Raw genomic sequence first — 20,531 nt, 5'->3', positions numbered from 1 at the left:
TATGAATATTATGAATTTCTTCGAATGTAGTGCGATCTCACTCACGGTACACATTGATTGCGACCGCTACTATTCGCGCCACGAGTTACCAAACGCTTCAGCGTAGTAACCAAACAGATCATGGTCCCTCTGACCTGTGGCCGTACAGCGAACGCCCTACACTAATAATGATTTACTGGCGGCCACTTTATCTCTTGATCGACTCTCTTTGCCTTACCAAAATAACCACCAGCATATGATCTGCCTGATCAAACCTAAGATTCAAGATCTCTCGGATCTTGCGCCGCTAATCTCGCATCTTGAAGAATTAAACTACTGCATAAGCGTGATTGACTGGCAAGTTCGTCATCCCACTTTGGCCAAATTCTCGCGATATAGCTGTCACGACCTTCGCCTGTAAACGCAAAACTATCGTTAAACGTGTCCGCCATTTTTTTGAGAGATTTCTCTTCATCATCAACCCACTTTCCACGGCTAAACCCCGCTTCTACGCCCGCTAAGGCGGTACGAGGGAAGTATGGTAGAGGAGCAGTCATGCCTTGATAGAAAAGGCGAACTATTTCACCCAATAGCGCCAATGCTTGCTCAGTGTTATCTAATGGTGAGTAGATAAGGTGAACAACACCTTCTTTGCGATCATAGCCAATGATATGAGTCGATTTTCGCTCGCCCATTGCTGCACAACACAAATGATCGATCCACGCTGATAAATAATCCTGAGATCGAATTTTACCGCTGCGATAACGAACCAAGCCTGATTGATAATTTTGAGTCAGCCAACCATTTAACCGCACAGATTTGCCCTCACCAAGAACATTCAATTCTAGGTTTACATCAATATCAGCTTGTGGCGAACCACTTACGAACTGAATCTCTTTCGCTATGTCTTCCGCTTGCACTCGATTAGTTTCAAATTCAATATCGCCAAATGCACCCACAGGTAGCTTACCTTGGGCTTTTTGTTCAGATACATATTTTTGAATCGCTTGTTCACTACCCAATGGATTATCGATTAACACTTGCAGCAACCCATCTTTCAACTGAAAGCTTTCAAGGCCATTAAGTACGAAAGGTTCATCGTCTTCCATTACTGGCAACGGCGGCTCAAACATCACCTTTAAGCGGCGGTTAAAGAAATACTGAACAGGCAAACGCCAGAAACGTTGCAACTCGACGAGATCGAGATCCAGTGGGAACGTCGCACCGAGTAAATAATCATCTAAAGCACGGTTAAACTCGCTGCTTTTCTGCCCTGTACGATTAGCTGCAGGTAGCCACTCTTTGGCATAGCTGCCGACTTTATGCTCATCAGACAAATTAAATGRTGACGGACTGAATGGCGTCATTGCATGGTCAAAAGAAACAGCTTTTACCAACTGCTTGCCTGACTCATCACTTGGCAATGCTTCATCTCCAGCAAGGCAATAGTTTTGCTGGCAGTATTCTAATAACTCGGACACTAATACCGAAGGAACACGCTCCGTGTTATCTTGAATCGAGCGACCGACATAACTGACATATAAACACTGTTGAGCTGACAACATGGCTTCAAGGAAAAGGTAACGGTCATCATCACGGCGAGAACGATCGCCCGGACGTGTACGTCCATCCATCAGGTCGAAGCCTTCAGGGGGCATTGAACGCGGATATACTCCATCATTCATTCCCAACAGACACACGGTTTTAAACGGGATCGAACGCATTGGCATTAGGGTACAGAAGTTCACCTGCCCAGCTAAGAAGCGCTGGCTAATTCGAGCGCCAGACAACTTATTATTCAAATACTGGTAGATAATGCTTGGCGACAATGACTCTTCATATAATGCATCACCCAGTTGCTCTTTTAGCTGAGTTAACGTATCTCGAATGGATTTAAGTACCATTTCACCTTCAAGTTCAACCGCAAAAAAATCATCAATCAATTGAACTAAGAGATCACGCCATTCATCAATAGATTGAGTTCGCGTAAGTTCACCACGATAGTGAGTAATACGTTCAATGAAATGAGCAAGCTTACCAGCAAGTTCAGCATTCATTCCCTGTACTTCATTGTACGCTGCTATGGTATCGGAACCTTCAAATAAACCTGCCGAGTCAGACATAGCGTAGCCAAGTAACATACGCTGGATACCAAACAACCACGTATTTTGTTCCGTTGCAGGCAGATCAAACTCAGTCGCAGTGGATGAGTCTACTCCCCAACGAATACCCGCTTCCTCTACCCACTGCTTAGCTTGTTCAAACTGCTTTTCATCAATTTCAAACTTAGCCATCATCGCCGGAATTTCGAGTAACTCAAGAAGCTCAGATGCTAAGCAACGCGTATTCGGTAGCGCCACCAACTGCATAAATGCCGCTAAAATAGGACTTTCTTGATCGGCGGTTCTGTCTGAAATTGAATAAGGAATATAACGCTCACCCGGCGCATTGCCGAATACCGCTTGAATCGCAGGGCTGTATGCGTTGATGTCAGCCACCATAACGATAATATCGCGGGGCTTTAAACTTGGGTCAGCATCAAACATCGTTAGTAATTGATCGTGTAAAACTTCCACTTCACGCATCGGGCTGTGGCAAGCGTGAACGCTCAGAGAGCAATCACCAACTTCGATCGTTTTCTTATGATTACTGGAATCCAAGATTTGATCATTTCGATACTCTTTAAGTTCGAGAATGTCAGATTGAATCTGGTGAAGTAAATTATCAGCTTTAATATTTACAAAAGCTTCAAACTCACCACTATCTCCTTCTGATAACAAGCGCAGATTATCTCGGCCCAATTTCCCCATAGAAGCTAATAGATTATTACCTACCGCATTATCAATGTGTAAATCATCATGAACTACATATTTAGCACCTTCCATAAGAGAAGATGAGCCAGCATCAGCAATAGTATGATTTAATAAAGCTAACTTTTTCCGTCGCTTTGCATCAAACCTTGCAAGATCTTTAAGACTATCAATATCTCCCCAATAAGGTTTACTTGGGTTCGTGAACATTAAATTGACATCAATCTGTTCACCTAACGCTTTCAGTGCATCCATATAGCGTGGGGGCAATGAAGAAATGCCAAATACGAATAATCGTTTAGGTAGGTGAGATAAATTGGCTTTATTAGCGACCAGTGCTTCAATGAAGTCTTGGTACAAATTACCACGGTGATATTTCGATTGGCCTTGAGACAGAGTTTGCTCGTAAAGTGCTTTCCATAATATCGGCTGCCATGGGTGATCTTGCTGCCCTTCTTCACCAATTAATTCTGCAACAGCCTCCCCCGACTCCCAAGCCGCCATCCACTCTGGGCGATAAACCAAATAACCATCAAAGATATCGGCAATTTTTTCAGCTAACTGATACAGCTTGGAGTTGTCTTCGTCAGATTCTAAATAACGCTGCAGGGCAACAAAATCAGGATGAGAAAGTTGGCTTGGTAAAATGCTCATCAGCTTCCACGTCATTGCTTCTTTATTGAAAGCACTGCGCTTTGGCACGTCAGGTAAAACCTGGGTAAACATTTCCCAAATGAAGGTTGCAGGAAGTGGGAATTCAAGGTTAGCGGCGACACCAAACTCTTTGGCTAACTCCATTTTGAGCCATTGGGACATACCTGGGCTTTGGACCAGTATTTGCTCTTTTTCAAATGGGTTGGCTAACGGGTCACTTTTGATCAAATGAACCAGAAGAATTTTTAAGGTATCTACCTTATTGGAATGGTAAACAGTAAACAAAGTGCACCCATGCTAATCTTGCCACAATATAGGGCCAGATTAGCATAAGTGCCGAGTTTGAATTAGCAATATAAGCTTATGAAATACCGAAAACTTAAGGTCTGTTTATCTTTTGGACTATTACTAATTTACAATCTACCGCTGACCGCACTCATCATACGATGAGGTTTGTAGTTCATGTAGTAACGAATCGCTACATAGCTTACTACAAGCGTTGCAACCATTAGCTCAATGTCCGCTAATCCATTCACTTGCGCTACATACTCACTCGCGACATTAACACTCTCCATCCAGTCAGCCGTTTTAAATAACGCCGTTGCGCTAATCACAAGTGGGAAAGTGAAGGCTGCATAGCCAGGGCTAAATGGTAAACGCATAAGTTTTAGAAACGCTACGTAGATTATTGATGTCATCAGAATCGCAATACCAAACAACACACCAATGATAACGGGAGATGGTTCAGAGCTCACCGCTAAATAACCGGCTAACGAAACACTTGCAGGAGCAGCCATCACAGCAATGGTTGGTTTTGCTGCATCAGGCACTTCATGAGTGAATATTAGGCGATAAATCATCATAGGCAGCATAACTAAATAAGATGCTAGGCCAAACCACAGAACCGAGTCTGCAATCCATTGAAGTGAAGGTTCGCCAGAAAATGCCACATCAGCAACTACAATTCCGATAGGTGGAACGAACCAGCTTGGTACCATGTGGTGTAACTCAAAGTCTTTTGCACGGTGGTAAAAGAAACTCACTAAGAACACTATGTGTAGTACGACAGCCGCTAGCCAAATTACGTTTCCTGCTTGAGGGTAAAAATGACCAATTGAGCTTGAAACCACCATAACCCCCATTGCAAATGTTGGGACAACACTTCCCACAACAGGATGAGCAAGGTCTTTACGTAATAGGTGGCCGTGGAGTAAAAATTTGATTGCAAGAATTGTGAGTAACACTCCACCGATTGCAGCACTGATCCATTGAGCATAACCGTTACTGTCTAAAACATTTTCCCAACACCAGCCTAAGCTTGCTATGGATAAAGCTAAGCCAGCCATTGGTGTTGGAGCACCCATTACTGTATTTTTTAATCGTCTAATCATTATTGCCTCTCTTAGTGCTTTCAACTAACTAGCTTGATGAGACAATCTTAACCTTGCACTTCGTTCGAATATATCCAATTATATAAAACATACGTCAATCAAAATTGAACATAAACWTATCATGGCTAATATTTCGATTAAACAACTTAAAGTCTTTGTGACAATTACTCAACACAGCACCTTAACCGCTGCATCAGAAGCGTTATTTCTTTCCAAAGCTGCTGTGAGTATGGCGTTATCTGAAATGGAAAAACAACTTGGCCATTCTCTTTTTGATAGAGTGAACAACCGACTATTACTCAATCAAGAAGGGCAAAAGCTACTGCCCCTTGCTGACGAAATTTTACATAGAGCTTCTCACATCGACGAACTATTTGGCGACGATCAACCGTTAAGTGGTGTGCTAAAAGTCGGAGCCAGTGACACGATCGGAAACCAAGTTGCTCCTTACCTTTTATCAGGCTTTCGTAAACAAACGCAGCACCAAGATCAAAGCTTGTTCATTTCAAACAGTGCCTTAATTTGTCAGAAATTAATCGATTACGAGCTCGATATTGCTTTGATTGAAGGGAAAACCTTAAACCCTGAGTTTATTTCAACCCAATTTAGTAGTGATGAAATGTGCATCATTGCAAGCACAGATCACCCTTTAGCTAAGCAAGATGTAACGACTTTACAAGATCTCGAAAACAGCCAATGGCTACTACGAGAACCTGGTTCAGGAACTCGAGAGTTCTTTCTTCGTGCTGTAGCCCCTAGGCTGGAACATTGGTACGAGTCTTTTGAGCTAAATACGACCGAAGCGATAATTAACTCCGTGTCGGCTGATCTTGGCTTTGCCTGCCTTTCCCGGTTAGCCGCTCAACCGGCTATCGACCAAGGTAAAGTTGCAACACTCAATGTCACTCTCGACATGAAAAGACGCTTCTGGCTTTTAGTACACAAAGACAAAYACCAAAGCCCGTTACTTAAAGCTTTTATGGAGTACTGCAAAAACTGGTCACAGCATTCCGGCTAAGGTCTCAGTCTAGCTTGTTAAACTGGACTTTTAGTCACCAAAACTGTATAAAAAGCCAGTAAAATTTACTCAAACTTAGAGGATTAACCATGGCTGTTATCGTCAAGTACGTGGTGGAACGCAACGGAGAAGAGAAAATGACTTTTACCTCTAAAGCCGAAGCTGACGCTTACGACAAAATGTTAGATATGTCTGATGAGCTTTTCGAATTGCTAAGCAAAAGCGAACTGCTAGAAGACGAAAGTAAGCAAGAAGAACTTGCGATGTACCTAGCGAAGAACAAAGAAGAAGTTCTTTACGCACTAGGTGCTAAGCGTAAGCCAGCTCCGAAAAAAGAAAAGAAGCTTGAAGCGGTTGAAAACGCAGAAGAAGATGCAGCATAACTAGCTGATGCCTTTCTAAAAAACGTCAATGACGCCTCTAAATTAGAGTCCGTTATTGGCGTTTTTTTATGCTTATAGAAATATAATGAGCTCTGTTTATAGTCAAAATTGCTCTAAACATTCACTTGCACGAAAGTGTGATAAAGATCTAATCTATAGCCATCAGGTGATGGGGTTCCACCTAAGCTTTTGCTTCAACCGCCCGTTCTTTTGAACCGTGCTAATGACTCCTACAGAATCGAAAACAGGTAATACTGTTGGACGTATCGCTATTCCTCCATTTTGAAGTGGACTTAGTCTATCAAGACCAAGCTTCATGTGACTTTTGGATTATCGATACTCAAGATCTGTAGTGAATTAGCCACACCTCTTCCAACACGTCCTGTTTTCTCAACGCCCTAGTCCTTAAGTGGCTCTAATAAGTGAGAAAACAATATGCACTACTCTTCAGAAATACAATCAATGTGCCCTATTCAAAGGGGTGATCTTCACAATTCAGCGCCAATTCCAGTTGAAGGCGCTATGGTTAGCCCAAAAGATGTCATCGCTATTTCTGGCTTAAGCCATGGCGTGGGCACTTGTGCACCACAACAAGGTGCAGCCAAACTGACGCTTAACGTAAAAAGCGGCATCATCGAAGAAGCGCTAATCGAAACGATTGGTTGTTCAGGCATGACTCAATCAGCCGCGATGGCCGCTGAAATCCTCACCGGAAAAACCATCCTTGAAGCTCTGAATACCGACTTGGTGTGTGACGCGATTAACGTAGCCATGCGCGAAATCTTTCTGCAATTTGTTTACGGTCGAACTCRGTCTGCATTCTCTGAAGGCGGCCTAGAAATTGGCGCCGCATTAGAAGACCTAGGTCAAACACAGCGCAGCCAAGTGGGTACTAGCTACTCAACCGCCGCAAAAGGTGTTCGCTACCTAGAACTGGCAGAAGGTTACGTGACTAAGCTTGCGCTTGATGACCACAGTGAAGTAATTGGCTACGAGTATCTCAACCTCGGCAAAATGATGAAGGCGATTAATCAAGGCATGCCTGCCAATGAAGCTGCTGACCTTGCGACGGGGACTTATGGTCGCTTCGATGAAGCCGTTACCACCATTAACCCACGCCAACAGTAATTTTGCCAATTTAGAGGAAAGATATGATGAACACTCAATTTAATGAATCAGTAACTTGCGTATTGGCAGAAATGAACTTCGACTCTTTGGAGCAAGCTAACCAATACTGCAAAGCCCACAACGTTGATCCAAAAGCCTTGGTGATGGACACCCAGCCTATCGCTTTTGAAAGCGCTGCCGATGCTTATATCCTTGGCTCAGCACTGGCACTATTTCGCAAAGCCACCAGCGCAGAACAAGCGGCTAATATCATTGGTGAAGGCCTTCAAGCATTCACCAAACCCGGCAGTGTTGCTGAGCAACGCCAAGTCGGTATCGGCCATGGAGCGCTAGCCGCTCGTCTTCTAAATGAAGAAAGCCACTGTTTTGCTTTTCTTGCAGGTCATGAGTCTTTTGCTGCTGCAGAAGGTGCGATTAAAATTGCGTTAAACGTCAACAAATCACGTCAAAACCCATTGAAAGTTATCTTAAATGGTCTAGGTAAAGATGCGGCTTACTTAATCTCTCGCATCAATGGTTTTACCTATGTTCGCACTCAATACGATTACCAAACGGGTGAACTCGTTGAAACAGAGCGCCGCCGCTTCTCAAATGGCCCTCGTGGAGAGATCCTATGCTATGGCGCCGATGATGTTCGTGAAGGTGTGGCAATCATGCATCGTGAAGAAGTGGATGTAAGTATTACGGGTAACTCAACCAACCCAACACGCTTCCAACACCCTGTTGCGGGTATCTACAAAGCAGAGCGCACTCGTCAAGGTTTACGATACTTCTCAGTTGCTTCAGGCGGTGGTACAGGCCGAACATTGCACCCAGATAACGTTGCTGCTGGCCCCGCTTCTTACGGCATGACAGATACCATGGGAAGAATGCACGCAGATGCTCAATTCGCAGGTAGCTCTTCTGTTCCTGCTCACGTCGCCATGATGGGATTCATCGGTATGGGAAATAACCCTATGGTTGGCGCAACGGTGGCATTAGCGGTTGCCGTAAGCCAAGCGTAATAACCGCCGTAATATAAAAGAAATCCATAACGTCTTTTTGCCATAACCCTAATTAATAGCCGACATCTACATCGGCTATTTTTTGTTCTAATTATGATTTACTATCTAATCTTAAAGCACATCGGTGGCATCGCATTCAACTCACTCTTTATTAAAGGAATAATATGAAAGAGCTGATTATCCATACAATCACGGTATTCATGGGCTTTTTTGCCATAATGAATCCTGTGGCTAACACTCCAATATTTTTAGGGCTGACTAACGGCAACGACCGAGACACAGTCAAGTCCGTAGCCTTACGCTCAGTATTCATCGCATTTGTGATTGTTTCAGTATTCGCTATTTCCGGGAAAGTTATCTTTGACCTATTTGGCATCACTCTTTATGCCTTACGCATTACTGGCGGAATACTGGTTTTCTTGATTGGATTTCATATGCTTCAAGGTGATTCTACTCATGGAAAAGCAAAAGAAAAAGCCAACTCCAAAGCCCAGCAAGATGCAGCACTAAGTATCGCCGTTTCTCCATTAGCAATGCCAATTCTGGCAGGGCCAGGAACTATCGCGACCGCAATGAATTTTGCAACTACAGGTGGGATCTACGAGACAATAATTACCATCATAGCCTTTGGCCTACTATGTACTTTGACCTATATTCTCTTTGTTTTCGGCGAACGATTTGTTAAAGCCGTTGGTCCAAGTGCTCTGAATGTTATAACGAGAATGATGGGGCTTATCCTCGCTGTTATTGGCATGCAAATGCTCATCGAAGGTATCGAACAGGCCTATAAGGCTCTATTTATCTAGACAATGACGGCCTACCTTGTCGGTATCAGTCGGTTTCCCACCAAAACAATTTTTTCTTTTTTGAGAAAACTATCTCTAAAAAGACAAGCAATATCATTTTACAGACTTTCTCCTTATACGCCCTTTCATAACGAGGGCGCTCTCTTTATGATGTTCCCAACAAAAAGATTTTTAATGCAATAGCAACTTGCTATTCATAAGACCAATTCAAACATGGAGATTCAACATGGCTTTCTTTTCACTAGCCTTCGGTACGGCAACCACAAATCGCGACAATAAAATCATTGAAGCGTTCTTCCCTAACCCACTTCTAAACCCAAGCGATGCTCTAGTAGCAGCTGTGGCTGAAGTAGTCGGTTACTCTGAAGGCAACCAAGCTATCGAAATCTCTGCAGCACAAAGTGCAGAACTAGCAAAAGCATTCGCAGCAAATGACGATGCAGCAAACGCATCTTTCGCAGAAAAAGCAGCAGCGTCTGAACAGCCTCTTGTTCTTGTGATTCTAGCTACTGATGAAAAGCCAGCTTCTGTAGCTGAAGGCTTCCTTAAGCTACAGCTTATCTCTAACCGCCTAGTTCAACCTCACGGCACGGTACTAGATGGCATCTTCGGTCTATTGCACAACATCGCATGGACGAACGAAGGCCCTATCGACCTTCCTGAACTAGCTGAGCGTCAAATCGAAGCTCGCCTTGCTGGTCGTGCACTATCTGTAGATTGTGTAGATAAGTTCCCTAAAATGGTTGATTACGTTGTACCTACAGGTATTCGTATTGCTGATACTTCTCGCGTACGTCTTGGCGCACACGTTGGCGAAGGCACAACAGTTATGCACGAAGGCTTCATCAACTTCAATGCTGGTACTACTGGCGTTAGCATGGTTGAAGGTCGTATCTCTGCGGGTGTCGTTGTCGGTAACGGTTCAGACATCGGCGGTGGTGCTTCTATCATGGGTACTCTGTCTGGTGGCGGTACTATGGTCATTTCTATTGGCGAGAACTGCCTACTAGGCGCAAACGCAGGTCTTGGCTTCCCAATGGGCGATCGTTGTACAGTTGAATCTGGTCTTTACGTGACTGCGGGTACTAAAGTTCGCATGCTAGATAAAGAAGGCAACGAAGTAGAAATCATTAAAGCTCGCGACCTAGCTGGCGTATCTGATCTTCTATTCCGTCGCAACTCAGTGACAGGTCAAATTGAATGTCTTGCTAACAAATCAGCAGTTGAACTAAACAGCGAATTGCACAGCAATAACTAAGAATTTAGCTTTTTGATATCTAAGCCGTCAAAGCTCTTGCTTTGGCGGCTTTTTTTATTTTGGCATTTCGATAAGTAACCACAGCCTTACATCAGAAAGAAACCTTGAAGTGGGCTATGTAACGTGTTGTTTTATATAGATATAAAAAATAAGATCAAAAAAAGCGTGTACAATAATCCTACAAAGGTTATTATACGCCGCAGTTGTTCAGAGAGTTATTAAATGCAGCACCAAGTACAAGTAAAGTTTCAGCTACAAAAACACCTGTTTTTTTAGTTAGATGTTTCCTTTTATTTTCGCGTAACATGATATAATTCAAAAAATTAGCGTTTTGCTAATATTGAACTTTTTCTTAATCTAAATAAATAAGGGACATAAAATGTCTAACTCAACTACTGGTATCGTTAAATGGTTCAACGAAGAGAAAGGTTTCGGCTTCCTAACTCAAGATAACGGCGGCGCAGACGTATTCGTACATTTCCGTGCTATCGCTTCTGAAGGTTTCAAAACTCTTAAAGAAGGCCAAAAGGTTTCTTTCGAAGTTGAACAAGGCCAAAAAGGTCTTCAAGCTGCAAACGTTGTAGCTCTTTAATTAGAAGATACCTTCGTAGTTTATACGATTGAATAAATGAAAGGTCGCCATTGGCGGCCTTTTTTGTTTCTTGTAATAAACCTCTTTCTCTTTGGCGTTAATTACCTCCTCCCTAACTCACCACCACCTTCGTTACTTCAAACCCCAAGAGATTGTTATACCCCACAACCTGAAATTTATTAGCAGGCACTAGAAGAGCAATTTCCGTTATTCATCGAACTCCTCACACAGCTGCATCCCCCCGAATAAACCTACGTCCCTTTTGCTCTATACCTAACTTCGTATTCGATAGGCACAAAAAAGCGCAGACCTTTCGATCTGCGCTTTTCATTTTTGCTTAACCTAGCCTAGATTAATGCGGCCTGTAAGAGAGTGGTTAACCCACATTCTTACGTGCATTTTGGAACATACGCATCCAAGCGCCATTCTCGCCCCAACCTTCTGGAGACCATGAGTTTGCAACCGTACGGAATACACGCTCTGGGTGAGGCATCATGATAGTCACACGGCCATCCGTAGTTGTTAGACCCGTGATAGCATTTGGCGAACCGTTCGGGTTGTTCGGGTATTGCTGCGTTTGGTTACCGTTGTTATCAACGTAACGTAGAGCAACCGTACCTGAATTTTCAATCGCGTTTAGGTGGTCGTTGTCACGTACTTCTACGCGGCCTTCACCGTGAGAAACAGCGATTGGCATACGAGAGCCTTCCATGCCGTTGAAGAATACAGAATCAGACTTCTGAACTTCAACTAGGCTAAAACGAGCTTCAAAGCGTTCAGATTCGTTGCGAACGAAACGTGGCCAGTACTCAGCGCCAGGGATTAGCTCACGCAAGTTAGACAACATCTGACAACCATTACACACACCTAGAGAGAATGTATCTTCACGTTTGAAGAAGTTTTCAAACTGGTCACGAGTAGAGTCGTTAAACAGAACTGACTTAGCCCAACCTTCACCAGCGCCAAGTACATCACCGTAAGAGAAGCCACCACATGCTACAAGGCCGTTGTACTCTTCTAGCACCGCTTGACCCGTTAGGATGTCGCTCATGTGAATATCAGTTGCTTCGAAGCCTGCACGGTCAAATGCTGCTGCCATTTCAACGTGAGAGTTAACACCTTGCTCACGTAGAATCGCCATCTTAGGCTTAGCGCCCTTGTTGATGTAAGGGGCAGCGATGTCTTCGTTTACGTCGAAGCTTAGTTTCACGTTTAGACCTGGATCTGAATTGTCTTTCTTCGCTTCATGCTCTTGGTCAGCACACACTGGGTTATCACGTAGACCTTGCATCTTGTGCGTCGTCTCAGCCCAGATAGTACGTAGCTCAGTACGGTTACGTTCAATAACTACAGACTCACCGGACTTAATCACTAGTTCATCAGACGCTTCAACAGAACCGATTACATGTGAACATGCTTCTAGGCCGTTTGCTGCAAGAGTAGAAAGTACTGCATCTAGGTCATCGTTACGAACTTGGATTACTGCACCTAACTCTTCATTGAATAGTGCTGCTAGTGTGTCCTCGCCTAACGCTTCGATATTAGCTTGAACACCACAGTGACCTGCGAACGCCATTTCAGCCAGTGTTACGAATAGACCGCCATCACCTTTATCGTGGTAAGCCACAACTTGGTCGTTAGCAACAAGTGCTTGAACGCCTTCGTAGAAACCTTTTAGTTGCGCTGCGTTGTCTACGTCTGCTGGCTTATCACCAAGCTGCTTGTAAACTTGTGCCAGTGCAGTAGCACCTAGACGATTTTTGCCGTTGCCTAAATCGATAAGTACAAGGCTTGAAGCACCTTTGTCTGTACGTAGTTGAGGCGTAATAGTCTTACGAACATCTTCAACACGAGCAAACGCAGTGATAACAAGAGATAGCGGAGACGTTACTTCTTTCTGTTCGCCGTTCTCTTCCCACTTAGTCTTCATCGACATTGAGTCTTTACCCACCGGGATAGTTAGACCCAATGCTGGACATAGCTCTTCACCTACCGCTTTAACCGCTTCGTAAAGACCTGCATCTTCACCTGGGTGACCCGCTGGAGACATCCAGTTAGCCGACAGTTTAATGTGTTTGATATCGCCGATGTTAGTTGCAGCGATGTTAGTGATTGCTTCACCAACCGCTAGACGAGCAGATGCACCGAAGTCTAGAAGTGCAACAGGAGTACGCTCACCAAGAGACATCGCCTCACCGTGGTAAGAGTCGTAACTTGCTGCCGTTACAGCACAGTTAGCTACAGGAACCTGCCATGGGCCAACCATTTGGTCACGAGCAACAAGGCCAGTTACCGAACGGTCACCGATAGTAATAAGGAATGTTTTCTCAGCGACAGTTGGTAGGCGAAGAATACGGTCTACCGCTTCGTTCATTTCAATACCAGAACGGTCAATCGCAGGGTTATTCGCTTTCAGCGTTTTCGCATCACGGTGCATCTTAGGTGTTTTACCTAACAGGATGTCCATTGGCATGTCGATCGGCGTGTTGTCGAAGTGTGAATCTTCTAATTTAAGATCACGTTCTTCTGTTGCTTTACCCACCACTGCGTAAGGTGCGCGTTCACGCTTACAAATTGCGTCGAACGTTGCCATGTCTTTGTCAGCAACCGCCATTACGTAACGCTCTTGAGATTCGTTACACCAGATCTCAAGTGGGCTCATGCCCGGCTCATCGTTTGGTACATCACGTAGGTTGAAGATACCGCCACGCTCGCCATCGTCTACTAGCTCAGGAAGTGCATTCGAGATACCGCCCGCGCCCACATCGTGGATGAATGCGATTGGGTTCGCATCACCTAGCTGCCAACAACGGTCAATCACTTCCTGACAACGACGTTCCATTTCTGGGTTTTCACGTTGTACAGAAGCAAAGTCTAGATCTTCAGAAGAAGAACCAGAATCCATTGAAGAAGCAGCACCGCCACCAAGGCCGATGTTCATTGCCGGACCACCAAGAACGATTAGGCTTGCACCTACAGGGATCTCTTTCTTCTGAACATGATCATCACGAATGTTACCTAGACCACCAGCCAGCATGATTGGCTTGTGGTAACCACGAACTTCTTCACCAGCGTGAGAGTTGACTTTCTCTTCGTAAGTACGGAAGTAACCTAGTAGGTTTGGACGACCAAATTCATTGTTGAACGCCGCGCCACCAAGAGGACCTTCAAGCATGATATCCAAAGCTGTTACGATACGGCTTGGCTTACCAAAGTCTGTTTCCCAAGGTTGAACGAAGTTCGGGATCTTAAGGTTAGATACAGAGAAAGCGACAAGACCCGCTTTTGGCTTACCACCAATACCTGTCGCGCCTTCATCACGGATTTCACCGCCAGAACCTGTTGACGCGCCCGGCCATGGAGAGATTGCCGTTGGGTGGTTGTGCGTTTCAACTTTCATCAAGATGTGTGTTTTCTCTTGATGGTAGTTGTACTGGCGAGTTTCTGGATCTGGGAAGAAACGACCTACTTCAGAGCCAGTCATTACCGCTGCATTATCTTTGTATGCAGACAGAACGTGTTCTGGAGTCGTTTCAAAAGTATTCTTAATCATCTTAAACAATGATTTTTCTTGCTTAACGCCATCGATAGTCCAATCAGCGTTAAAGATCTTGTGACGACAGTGCTCTGAGTTTGCTTGTGCAAACATCATCAGCTCGATGTCAGTCGGGTTGCGACCTAACTTTTGAGTGAAGCTTTCTAGTAGGTAATCAATTTCGTCTTCTGCAAGTGCAAGACCCAGCGTTACGTTTGCTTCTTCTAGGGCTTTACGGCCACCAGTAAGAAGATCAACTTCCGCGTAAGGAGCTGGTTCAGCAACCGTGAAAAGTGCAGCAGCTGATTCGAAGTCTGTGAAAACTACTTCCATCATACGGTCGTGCAGGATCGCTTTAAGTTCTACAAGTTGTAGTTCAGAAAGCTCTGTTGACGTCTCGATGTAGAAAGCTGTACCGCGCTCTAGGCGAGAAACTTTATCAAGACCACAGTTGTGAGCGATATCAGTAGATTTTGAAGACCAAGGCGAGATAGTGCCTGGACGTGGCGTTGAAAGCAGCAATAAACCTTCAGGCTTATGCTCTTCAATCGTAGGACCATAAGTCAGTAGCTTTTCTAGCTTCTCAACTTCAGACGCGTCTAGGTCTGCTGTTAAATCAGCAAAGTGGGCAAACTCAGCGTAAATACCTGTTACAGGTAAGCTTAATTCACGACAAAGCTCTAAAAGCTTGTTAACACGAAACTCAGATAGAGCTGGGGAGCCACGCAAAATTCTCATGTGCTTAGGTCTCTTATGCAGTTGATTAAGGTGATATTGGAATAAATTCAGTGGGTTACTGTATTTACTTCGAAGCTATTCCCGAAGGTTTTCAAACCTATGCCGATTCCACCTCTTCACTTGCGAGCGCATTATAAAGCAATTAGTTTTGTGATGTAACACCAAAAGCAACCGTTTGCGTTATTTTTTTCGTCAACTCACAGTTACAGCTGTTTTGTTGATTTAATCGCCACTTTCACATTCCCTTAATCATTGGAGCTATGCCGGACTACTTGGGTTTGGTATAAAGACACTATTCGTCGTACGAGAATTCATTTTCATGTCAAAACTTACGTTAGGTTTTTCTACCAAGATTTTTCTAGTGCTCGTTAGCATCTTGGGTATCGCTGGTTGTCAGATAGAATCTGAGCCTCAAAGTGTTCTTGATCAGATAAAAGAACGTGGGGTGCTGCGCGTTGGTACCCTCAACAACCAACTCTCCTATTACATTGGCCCCGATGGTCCCGCAGGGCTTGACTACGAGCTAGCTCGAGAGTTTGCCAACAGACTGAATGTACAATTAGAGATCAAGCCGGCTTACCGCCTTTCAGGCCTTTTCCCGGCTTTAAAGAAAGGTGAAATTGACCTTATTGCTACAGGTCTCACTCAAACACCCAAGTTAACTCGACAATTTAGAGCCGCTCCCGCTTATTACTACGTTAGCCAGCAAGTCGTTTATAAAAAGGGGCATTGGCGCCCTAGAAATTTAGAACAATTGATCCAGTTTGAACAAAAACGTCAGGCCGAACATGCAGAAGCAAATGCAGATAAAGGCGAACAATCCCCTCAACTAGCTCCTTCATTAGTCGTTGTTGAAAATTCGCATTTCGAGCCAACACTCAAAGCCATTCAGAAAGAAAACCCTGAACTCAAGTACCAACCTGTTGGTGATGCTGATATTAATGATCTTCTAAGACGAGTGTCGACAGGAAAATTGCAGTTCACTGTTGCAGACTCTGTAGAGCTATCTTTAGCTCAACGTCTATACCCAGACGTTGCACTGGCATTCGAGCTAACCGAAGACCAACCAATTTCTTGGTACTTGAATAAGTCAGAAGATGAAAGTCTATACGCATTGCTTATTGAGTTTTTTGGTAACTACAAGCAATCAGGCGAACTAGCATCATTAGAAGAGAAGTACATTGGTCACATCGGTACTTTTGATTACGTCGACACTCGTGCCTTTATTCGTGCACTGGATAGTAAATTGCCAAAGTGGTCGCCACTCTTTCAACAGTATTCGCAAGAATTTGATTGGCGCTTAATTGCCGCATTAGCTTACCAAGAGTCACACTGGAACCCAGTTGCGCGTTCTCCAACTGGTGTTCGAGGCATGATGATGTTGACGCTGCCAACCGCGAAAAGTGTGGGTGTAACAAACAGGTTAGACCCTGAGCAATCCGTTCAAGGTGGTGTTGAATACCTGCGTCGCATAGTTAAGCGCATACCTGACTCGATAGCAGAACATGAGAAGATTTGGTTTGCTCTCGCATCTTACAACGTTGGCTTTGGTCATGTGATGGATGCTCGCCGCCTAACCAAATCACAAGGTGGTAATCCAGATGCCTGGGGAGACGTAAAGGATCGCCTACCTCTTTTAAGACAGAAAAAGTATTACAGTCGCAGCCGTTATGGTTACGCAAGGGGTGATGAAGCGAGAAACTATGTTGAAAATATTCGACGTTACTATCAGAGCATCATTGGTCATGTGAATCAGCGCAATGCAGAGGAAGAAGCTAACCTTGAAGGTTTAGTCGTCATCCCACCTTTAGAGGTCCCAGATGCAGAATCTACAACCAGCGCCGCTCAGTCCTCAATAGAGGATACGGATTCCACCAAGTAAAACGCAAAAGAGCAATGCCATTTAGCATTGCTCTTTTTTATTGCTTCAAGACAAGAAAACCAGAAGGCAAAGTAACTGCGAAATTTAGAGTGTCATATTGCAGTAACAATTGAACCTTATAACAACACACCACAATGAAGATTTGGCTCTGTTGCATCATGGTGCAGCTATAAACTCAACACTGTTCTAAAAAACAAATCAAGCAGCGGCAGAGCAGATACATAAACAGCACTATAATTAAACGGTTAATCCAAACTATAAAGCCAGACGACAATAGGAAATCACTGAGATGATGAAAAAGAAATTGAAATCAAAGCGCCTAGATAAGACTGTTGCAGCCAACCGTCGCAAGCGTATGCTTTCAAATAATAAGAAAAAGATCATTTGGCGTAACCGAGCTTTCATGCAGATGATTGCTGAGTAAGCTTGCGATGGCACTCTGAACAAGGAGTGCCTACTACATTTTGCCTTGTGAAAGATAGCCGCTCTATTTAGATTGAGTGCGATTCTCTTTCTGCTCTTCTGCTAAACGTAGCTCTTCCTGTAAACGTTCTTGTTTTCTTTTCTCTTTAATCTCTTTTCGACGACGCTTAAAAAATGATTGCAGTTGCTCACGACATTCTTGTTCTAATAAGCCATGTTCAACATCCGCATAATGATAAGAAGCCTGGCTTTCAAACAAGTTAAGTACAGTCCCGGCCGCACCTGCTTTTAGATCTGGAGCGCCAAATACAATACGTTTCACTCGGCTATGTAATAAAGCACCGGCACACATAGGGCAAGGCTCTAAAGTGACATATAACGTGGTATCGAGTAATCGATAATTTTCCAGAGTTTGCCCTGCTTTTCGAAGTGTTTCTATCTCTGCATGAGCCGTCGCATCATGGCTGCCAATCGAGCGGTTCCATCCTTCAGAGATAATCTCACCATCTTTTACCAGCACGGCACCCACGGGAACCTCTCCCTCACTCTCAGCTTGCTTGGCCACTTCAATGGCACGTCGCATGAAGATTTCATCTTGAGGGGTGAATTGATGGTCTGACAAAGGGGACTCCAAAAAGCAAAGAATAAAAACAAAAAGGTATGCGATGAAGCATACCTAATCTTACTGGAAATGAACAATAACCGTGGGCTTGTTCGTCTAATATCTAGCGGCTTATCTAACTAACAGCATCGCCTAGTTCATTGACTATCTGCGTAGCTTTAACACTCACAATACGGTTGTTCTCAACAGAGATTATTTCAAACTGCCATTGCTGACACTGAACGACCTCCCCCGTACCGGGTAGGCGCCCAATCAGCCAAGTAACAAGGCCGTTTAATGTTTGGAAGCCCTCACTTTCCCCTTCTAATTCAGACAGCTCTAAGCGGTTTTTAAGCTCACTGATAGGGATAAGTCCATCCACCAGCAATCCGTCATCAACTGGCTCAGTCCATAAGTCTTTAGGGTTGCTGGATAGCTCACCTGCAATCGCTTCAAGAATATCGTAATGAGTCACCAGGCCTTGCACATCTCCATACTCATCGACAATGAATGCCATCTCAGTACCAAACTCTTTAAAGTAGCCAAGCAGACGCAGTGCCTTCATCGATTCAGGAACATAAATCGGAGATTTAGACAGCCCCATGATCACTTGAATGCTTAAGTTACCCGCCTGATTAAGCAAGGCTTTCGCCGATACAGTGCCTACCACTTTGTTAAGATGATCTTGGCACAATGGAAACACACTGTGATTCGACGAACGTAATTGCTTGAAGATTTGTTCAACAGGTTGGTCGACATCTAAAAAGTCGATGTCTCGACGTGGGGTCATCAAAGAGCTCACCAGACGATCATCGAGCTGCAAAATGTTGCGAATCATCTCTTGTTCGCCACGTTCTATCACACCAGATTCAGACCCCTCTTTCACGAGTGCATGAATATCGTCTTCAGTCACACTGTCTTCTTCGCCACCACGCCCCATCAACTTAAGAATACCTTCCGTTGAAGCAGAAAGAGCAAACACAAACGGCGTCGCGATTTTAGACAACCAGAAAATAGGCAAAGCGACTAACACGGCAATGTTTTCAGCTTGAGACTGAGCAAAACGTTTTGGTACTAGTTCACCAACAACAATGGCAAAGTAAGTAATACCCACAACGACGACTGCAGTCGACAAGATATTTGCTTGTGTTGGGTCTAACCCCCACACCTCAAGTTGAACCGCTAACGGAGCCGATAAAGTAGCTTCGCCGACAATACCGCTGAGCAGACCAATGACAGTAATACCGATTTGGATAGTTGAGAGGAAGCGGGTTGGATTTTCTTTAAGCTCAAGAGCAACCTGAGCGGAACGGTGTTTTTCGGCTAAGCGTTTCAGCCGACTATTTTTTGCTGCTACCAATGCAATCTCAGACATGGCAAACAGACCATTTAAAACAATTAACCCTACCAGAAGCAGAATTTTCATGATGTTTTGGATTTCCTAATTTTACCGGCCAACCATTAGCCGTAATCCGGAGTATAAGCTGAGATTTATAAAAACAGGTAGCAAAAAAAGCCCGCACATTTCAGTGCGGGCTTCGATTATTTTATCTAACTTACTTGCTCTATTTACATAGTGTAAGTGTAAGGAGCTTGGATACCTAGTGGGATACCAAGAGCCCAGTAAGCTAGCAAGAAGATAGACCAACCGATTAGCATTGCAATCGAGAATGGCATCATTAGAGAAGCTAGAGTACCGATACCTGTCGACTTAACGTAGCGCTGACAGTAAACAACAACCAGTGGGAAGAACACCATTAGTGGAGAGATGATGTTAGACACTGAATCACCAACACGGTAAGCCGCTTGAGATAGCTCAGGAGAGATACCCACAACCATAAGCATTGGAACTAGGATTGGTCCAATAAGAGCCCACTTAGCAGAAGCCGAACCAACAAGAAGGTTAACTGACGCTGTTAGTAGAATCATACCAACAACCGTCGCCTCACCAGGAAGGTCCATAGCTTTCAAACCTTCAGCGCCATAAAGCGCAAGCATAGTACCTATGTTAGATTGACCGAATGCAGATAGGAACTGTGCACAGAAGAACGACATCACAATGTACGCGCCCATCGTTGCCATCGTTTCTGACATTGCTTTGATTACATCATTGCTGCTCTTAAATGTACCTGAAACACGTCCGTAAACGATGCCAGGGATAATGAACAGAATGAAAATCAATGGAACGATTGACTTCATAACAGGTGCTGAGAATGAAGTAAGTTCACCTTCTGGAGAGCGTAAAGCCGAGTTCTCAGGCATTAGCGCTGCAACAAGTAAACCAATACCAGCAACCATCGCCCAACCTGCGTATTTGAATGCTTTAGAT

At 44.2% G+C, this 20,531-nt stretch carries 14 protein-coding genes, 1 pseudogene and 1 riboswitch; of the genes and pseudogenes, 9 read left to right on the top strand and 6 right to left on the bottom strand.

Going from position 1 to position 20,531, the window contains the following annotated elements; all coding sequences use genetic code 11:
• Positions 1-254 precede the first annotated feature (254 nt).
• Positions 255-3,671, bottom strand: coding sequence for an exodeoxyribonuclease V subunit gamma (gene recC, locus L4C33_RS02100; RefSeq protein WP_428810865.1), 3,417 nt, complete (start codon positions 3,669-3,671; stop codon positions 255-257).
• 185 nt (positions 3,672-3,856) lie between these two features.
• Entirely contained in the window at positions 3,857-4,834 is a 978-nt protein-coding gene (locus tag L4C33_RS02095) for a TDT family transporter (RefSeq protein WP_428810817.1), read from the bottom strand.
• Between the two features lie 121 nt (positions 4,835-4,955).
• Here L4C33_RS02095 and L4C33_RS02090 point away from each other — a divergent pair, with 121 nt between their 5' ends.
• The 7 genes from L4C33_RS02090 (at position 4,956) to cspE (ending at position 11,023) form a co-directional block, all read left to right on the top strand.
• Positions 4,956-5,852 carry a LysR family transcriptional regulator gene (locus tag L4C33_RS02090; RefSeq protein WP_428810816.1) on the top strand — a complete coding sequence of 299 codons (897 nt, stop codon included), beginning with the start codon at positions 4,956-4,958 and terminating at the stop codon, positions 5,850-5,852.
• Positions 5,853-5,941: 89 nt separating this feature from the next.
• Positions 5,942-6,235 (top strand): YebG family protein, encoded by a 294-nt coding sequence (locus tag L4C33_RS02085; RefSeq protein ID WP_428810815.1) that lies wholly within the window; start codon positions 5,942-5,944, stop codon positions 6,233-6,235.
• 156 nt (positions 6,236-6,391) lie between these two features.
• Positions 6,392-6,475, top strand: a riboswitch (Fluoride riboswitch).
• Positions 6,476-6,670: 195 nt separating this feature from the next.
• Positions 6,671-7,363 (top strand): iron-sulfur cluster assembly scaffold protein, encoded by a 693-nt coding sequence (locus L4C33_RS02080; protein WP_428810814.1) that lies wholly within the window; start codon positions 6,671-6,673, stop codon positions 7,361-7,363.
• 23 nt (positions 7,364-7,386) lie between these two features.
• Positions 7,387-8,367, top strand: a complete 981-nt coding sequence (locus tag L4C33_RS02075; protein ID WP_428810813.1) for a GGGtGRT protein — start codon at positions 7,387-7,389, stop codon at positions 8,365-8,367.
• A 164-nt stretch (positions 8,368-8,531) separates the two neighbouring features.
• Positions 8,532-9,173, top strand: coding sequence for a MarC family protein (locus L4C33_RS02070; protein WP_428810812.1), 642 nt, complete (start codon positions 8,532-8,534; stop codon positions 9,171-9,173).
• A gap of 226 nt (positions 9,174-9,399) precedes the next feature.
• Complete coding sequence (gene dapD / locus L4C33_RS02065) at positions 9,400-10,431, top strand: 2,3,4,5-tetrahydropyridine-2,6-dicarboxylate N-succinyltransferase (RefSeq protein WP_428810811.1); 1,032 nt, start codon at positions 9,400-9,402, stop codon at positions 10,429-10,431.
• A gap of 379 nt (positions 10,432-10,810) precedes the next feature.
• Entirely contained in the window at positions 10,811-11,023 is a 213-nt protein-coding gene (gene cspE, locus L4C33_RS02060) for a transcription antiterminator/RNA stability regulator CspE (protein ID WP_428810810.1), read from the top strand.
• Positions 11,024-11,399: 376 nt separating this feature from the next.
• Here the strand turns inward: cspE and purL are convergent, their stop codons facing one another.
• Positions 11,400-15,296, bottom strand: coding sequence for a phosphoribosylformylglycinamidine synthase (gene purL, locus L4C33_RS02055; RefSeq protein ID WP_428810809.1), 3,897 nt, complete (start codon positions 15,294-15,296; stop codon positions 11,400-11,402).
• Positions 15,297-15,615: 319 nt separating this feature from the next.
• Between purL and mltF the strand changes: the two genes are divergently transcribed.
• Positions 15,616-17,178 (top strand): membrane-bound lytic murein transglycosylase MltF, encoded by a 1,563-nt coding sequence (gene mltF / locus L4C33_RS02050; protein WP_428810808.1) that lies wholly within the window; start codon positions 15,616-15,618, stop codon positions 17,176-17,178.
• A gap of 289 nt (positions 17,179-17,467) precedes the next feature.
• A complete protein-coding gene (locus tag L4C33_RS02045) occupies positions 17,468-17,602 on the top strand; it encodes a hypothetical protein (protein WP_428810807.1) in 135 nt (44 codons plus the stop codon).
• A 63-nt stretch (positions 17,603-17,665) separates the two neighbouring features.
• On the opposite strand, the pseudogene tadA reads toward L4C33_RS02045, so the two are convergent.
• The 3 genes and pseudogenes from tadA to L4C33_RS02030 all read right to left on the bottom strand — a co-directional run.
• Positions 17,666-18,275, bottom strand: a pseudogene (tadA, locus tag L4C33_RS02040) (tRNA adenosine(34) deaminase TadA).
• 63 nt (positions 18,276-18,338) lie between these two features.
• Positions 18,339-19,628, bottom strand: coding sequence for a hemolysin family protein (locus L4C33_RS02035; protein WP_428810806.1), 1,290 nt, complete (start codon positions 19,626-19,628; stop codon positions 18,339-18,341).
• Positions 19,629-19,771: 143 nt separating this feature from the next.
• Positions 19,772-20,531, bottom strand: a 760-nt coding sequence (locus L4C33_RS02030; RefSeq protein WP_428810805.1) for an AbgT family transporter, incomplete at its 5' end; no start/stop codon positions are given.

Source organism: Vibrio makurazakiensis (genome assembly GCF_050337375.1).
Lineage (GTDB): Bacteria > Pseudomonadota > Gammaproteobacteria > Enterobacterales > Vibrionaceae > Vibrio > Vibrio makurazakiensis.
The sequence above is the reverse complement of the archived record's forward strand: the minus strand, read 5'-3'. Positions and strand labels throughout refer to the sequence as shown.

Coding starts and splice junctions, on each gene's coding strand:
- L4C33_RS02095 (WP_428810817.1), bottom strand. CDS start 4,834: ATGATTAGACGATTAAAAAATACAGTAATGGGTGCTCCAACACCAATG.
- L4C33_RS02085 (WP_428810815.1), top strand. CDS start 5,942: ATGGCTGTTATCGTCAAGTACGTGGTGGAACGCAACGGAGAAGAGAAA.
- dapD (WP_428810811.1), top strand. CDS start 9,400: ATGGCTTTCTTTTCACTAGCCTTCGGTACGGCAACCACAAATCGCGAC.
- mltF (WP_428810808.1), top strand. CDS start 15,616: ATGTCAAAACTTACGTTAGGTTTTTCTACCAAGATTTTTCTAGTGCTC.
- purL (WP_428810809.1), bottom strand. CDS start 15,296: ATGAGAATTTTGCGTGGCTCCCCAGCTCTATCTGAGTTTCGTGTTAAC.
- L4C33_RS02045 (WP_428810807.1), top strand. CDS start 17,468: ATGATGAAAAAGAAATTGAAATCAAAGCGCCTAGATAAGACTGTTGCA.
- L4C33_RS02070 (WP_428810812.1), top strand. CDS start 8,532: ATGAAAGAGCTGATTATCCATACAATCACGGTATTCATGGGCTTTTTT.
- L4C33_RS02075 (WP_428810813.1), top strand. CDS start 7,387: ATGATGAACACTCAATTTAATGAATCAGTAACTTGCGTATTGGCAGAA.
- L4C33_RS02035 (WP_428810806.1), bottom strand. CDS start 19,628: ATGAAAATTCTGCTTCTGGTAGGGTTAATTGTTTTAAATGGTCTGTTT.
- cspE (WP_428810810.1), top strand. CDS start 10,811: ATGTCTAACTCAACTACTGGTATCGTTAAATGGTTCAACGAAGAGAAA.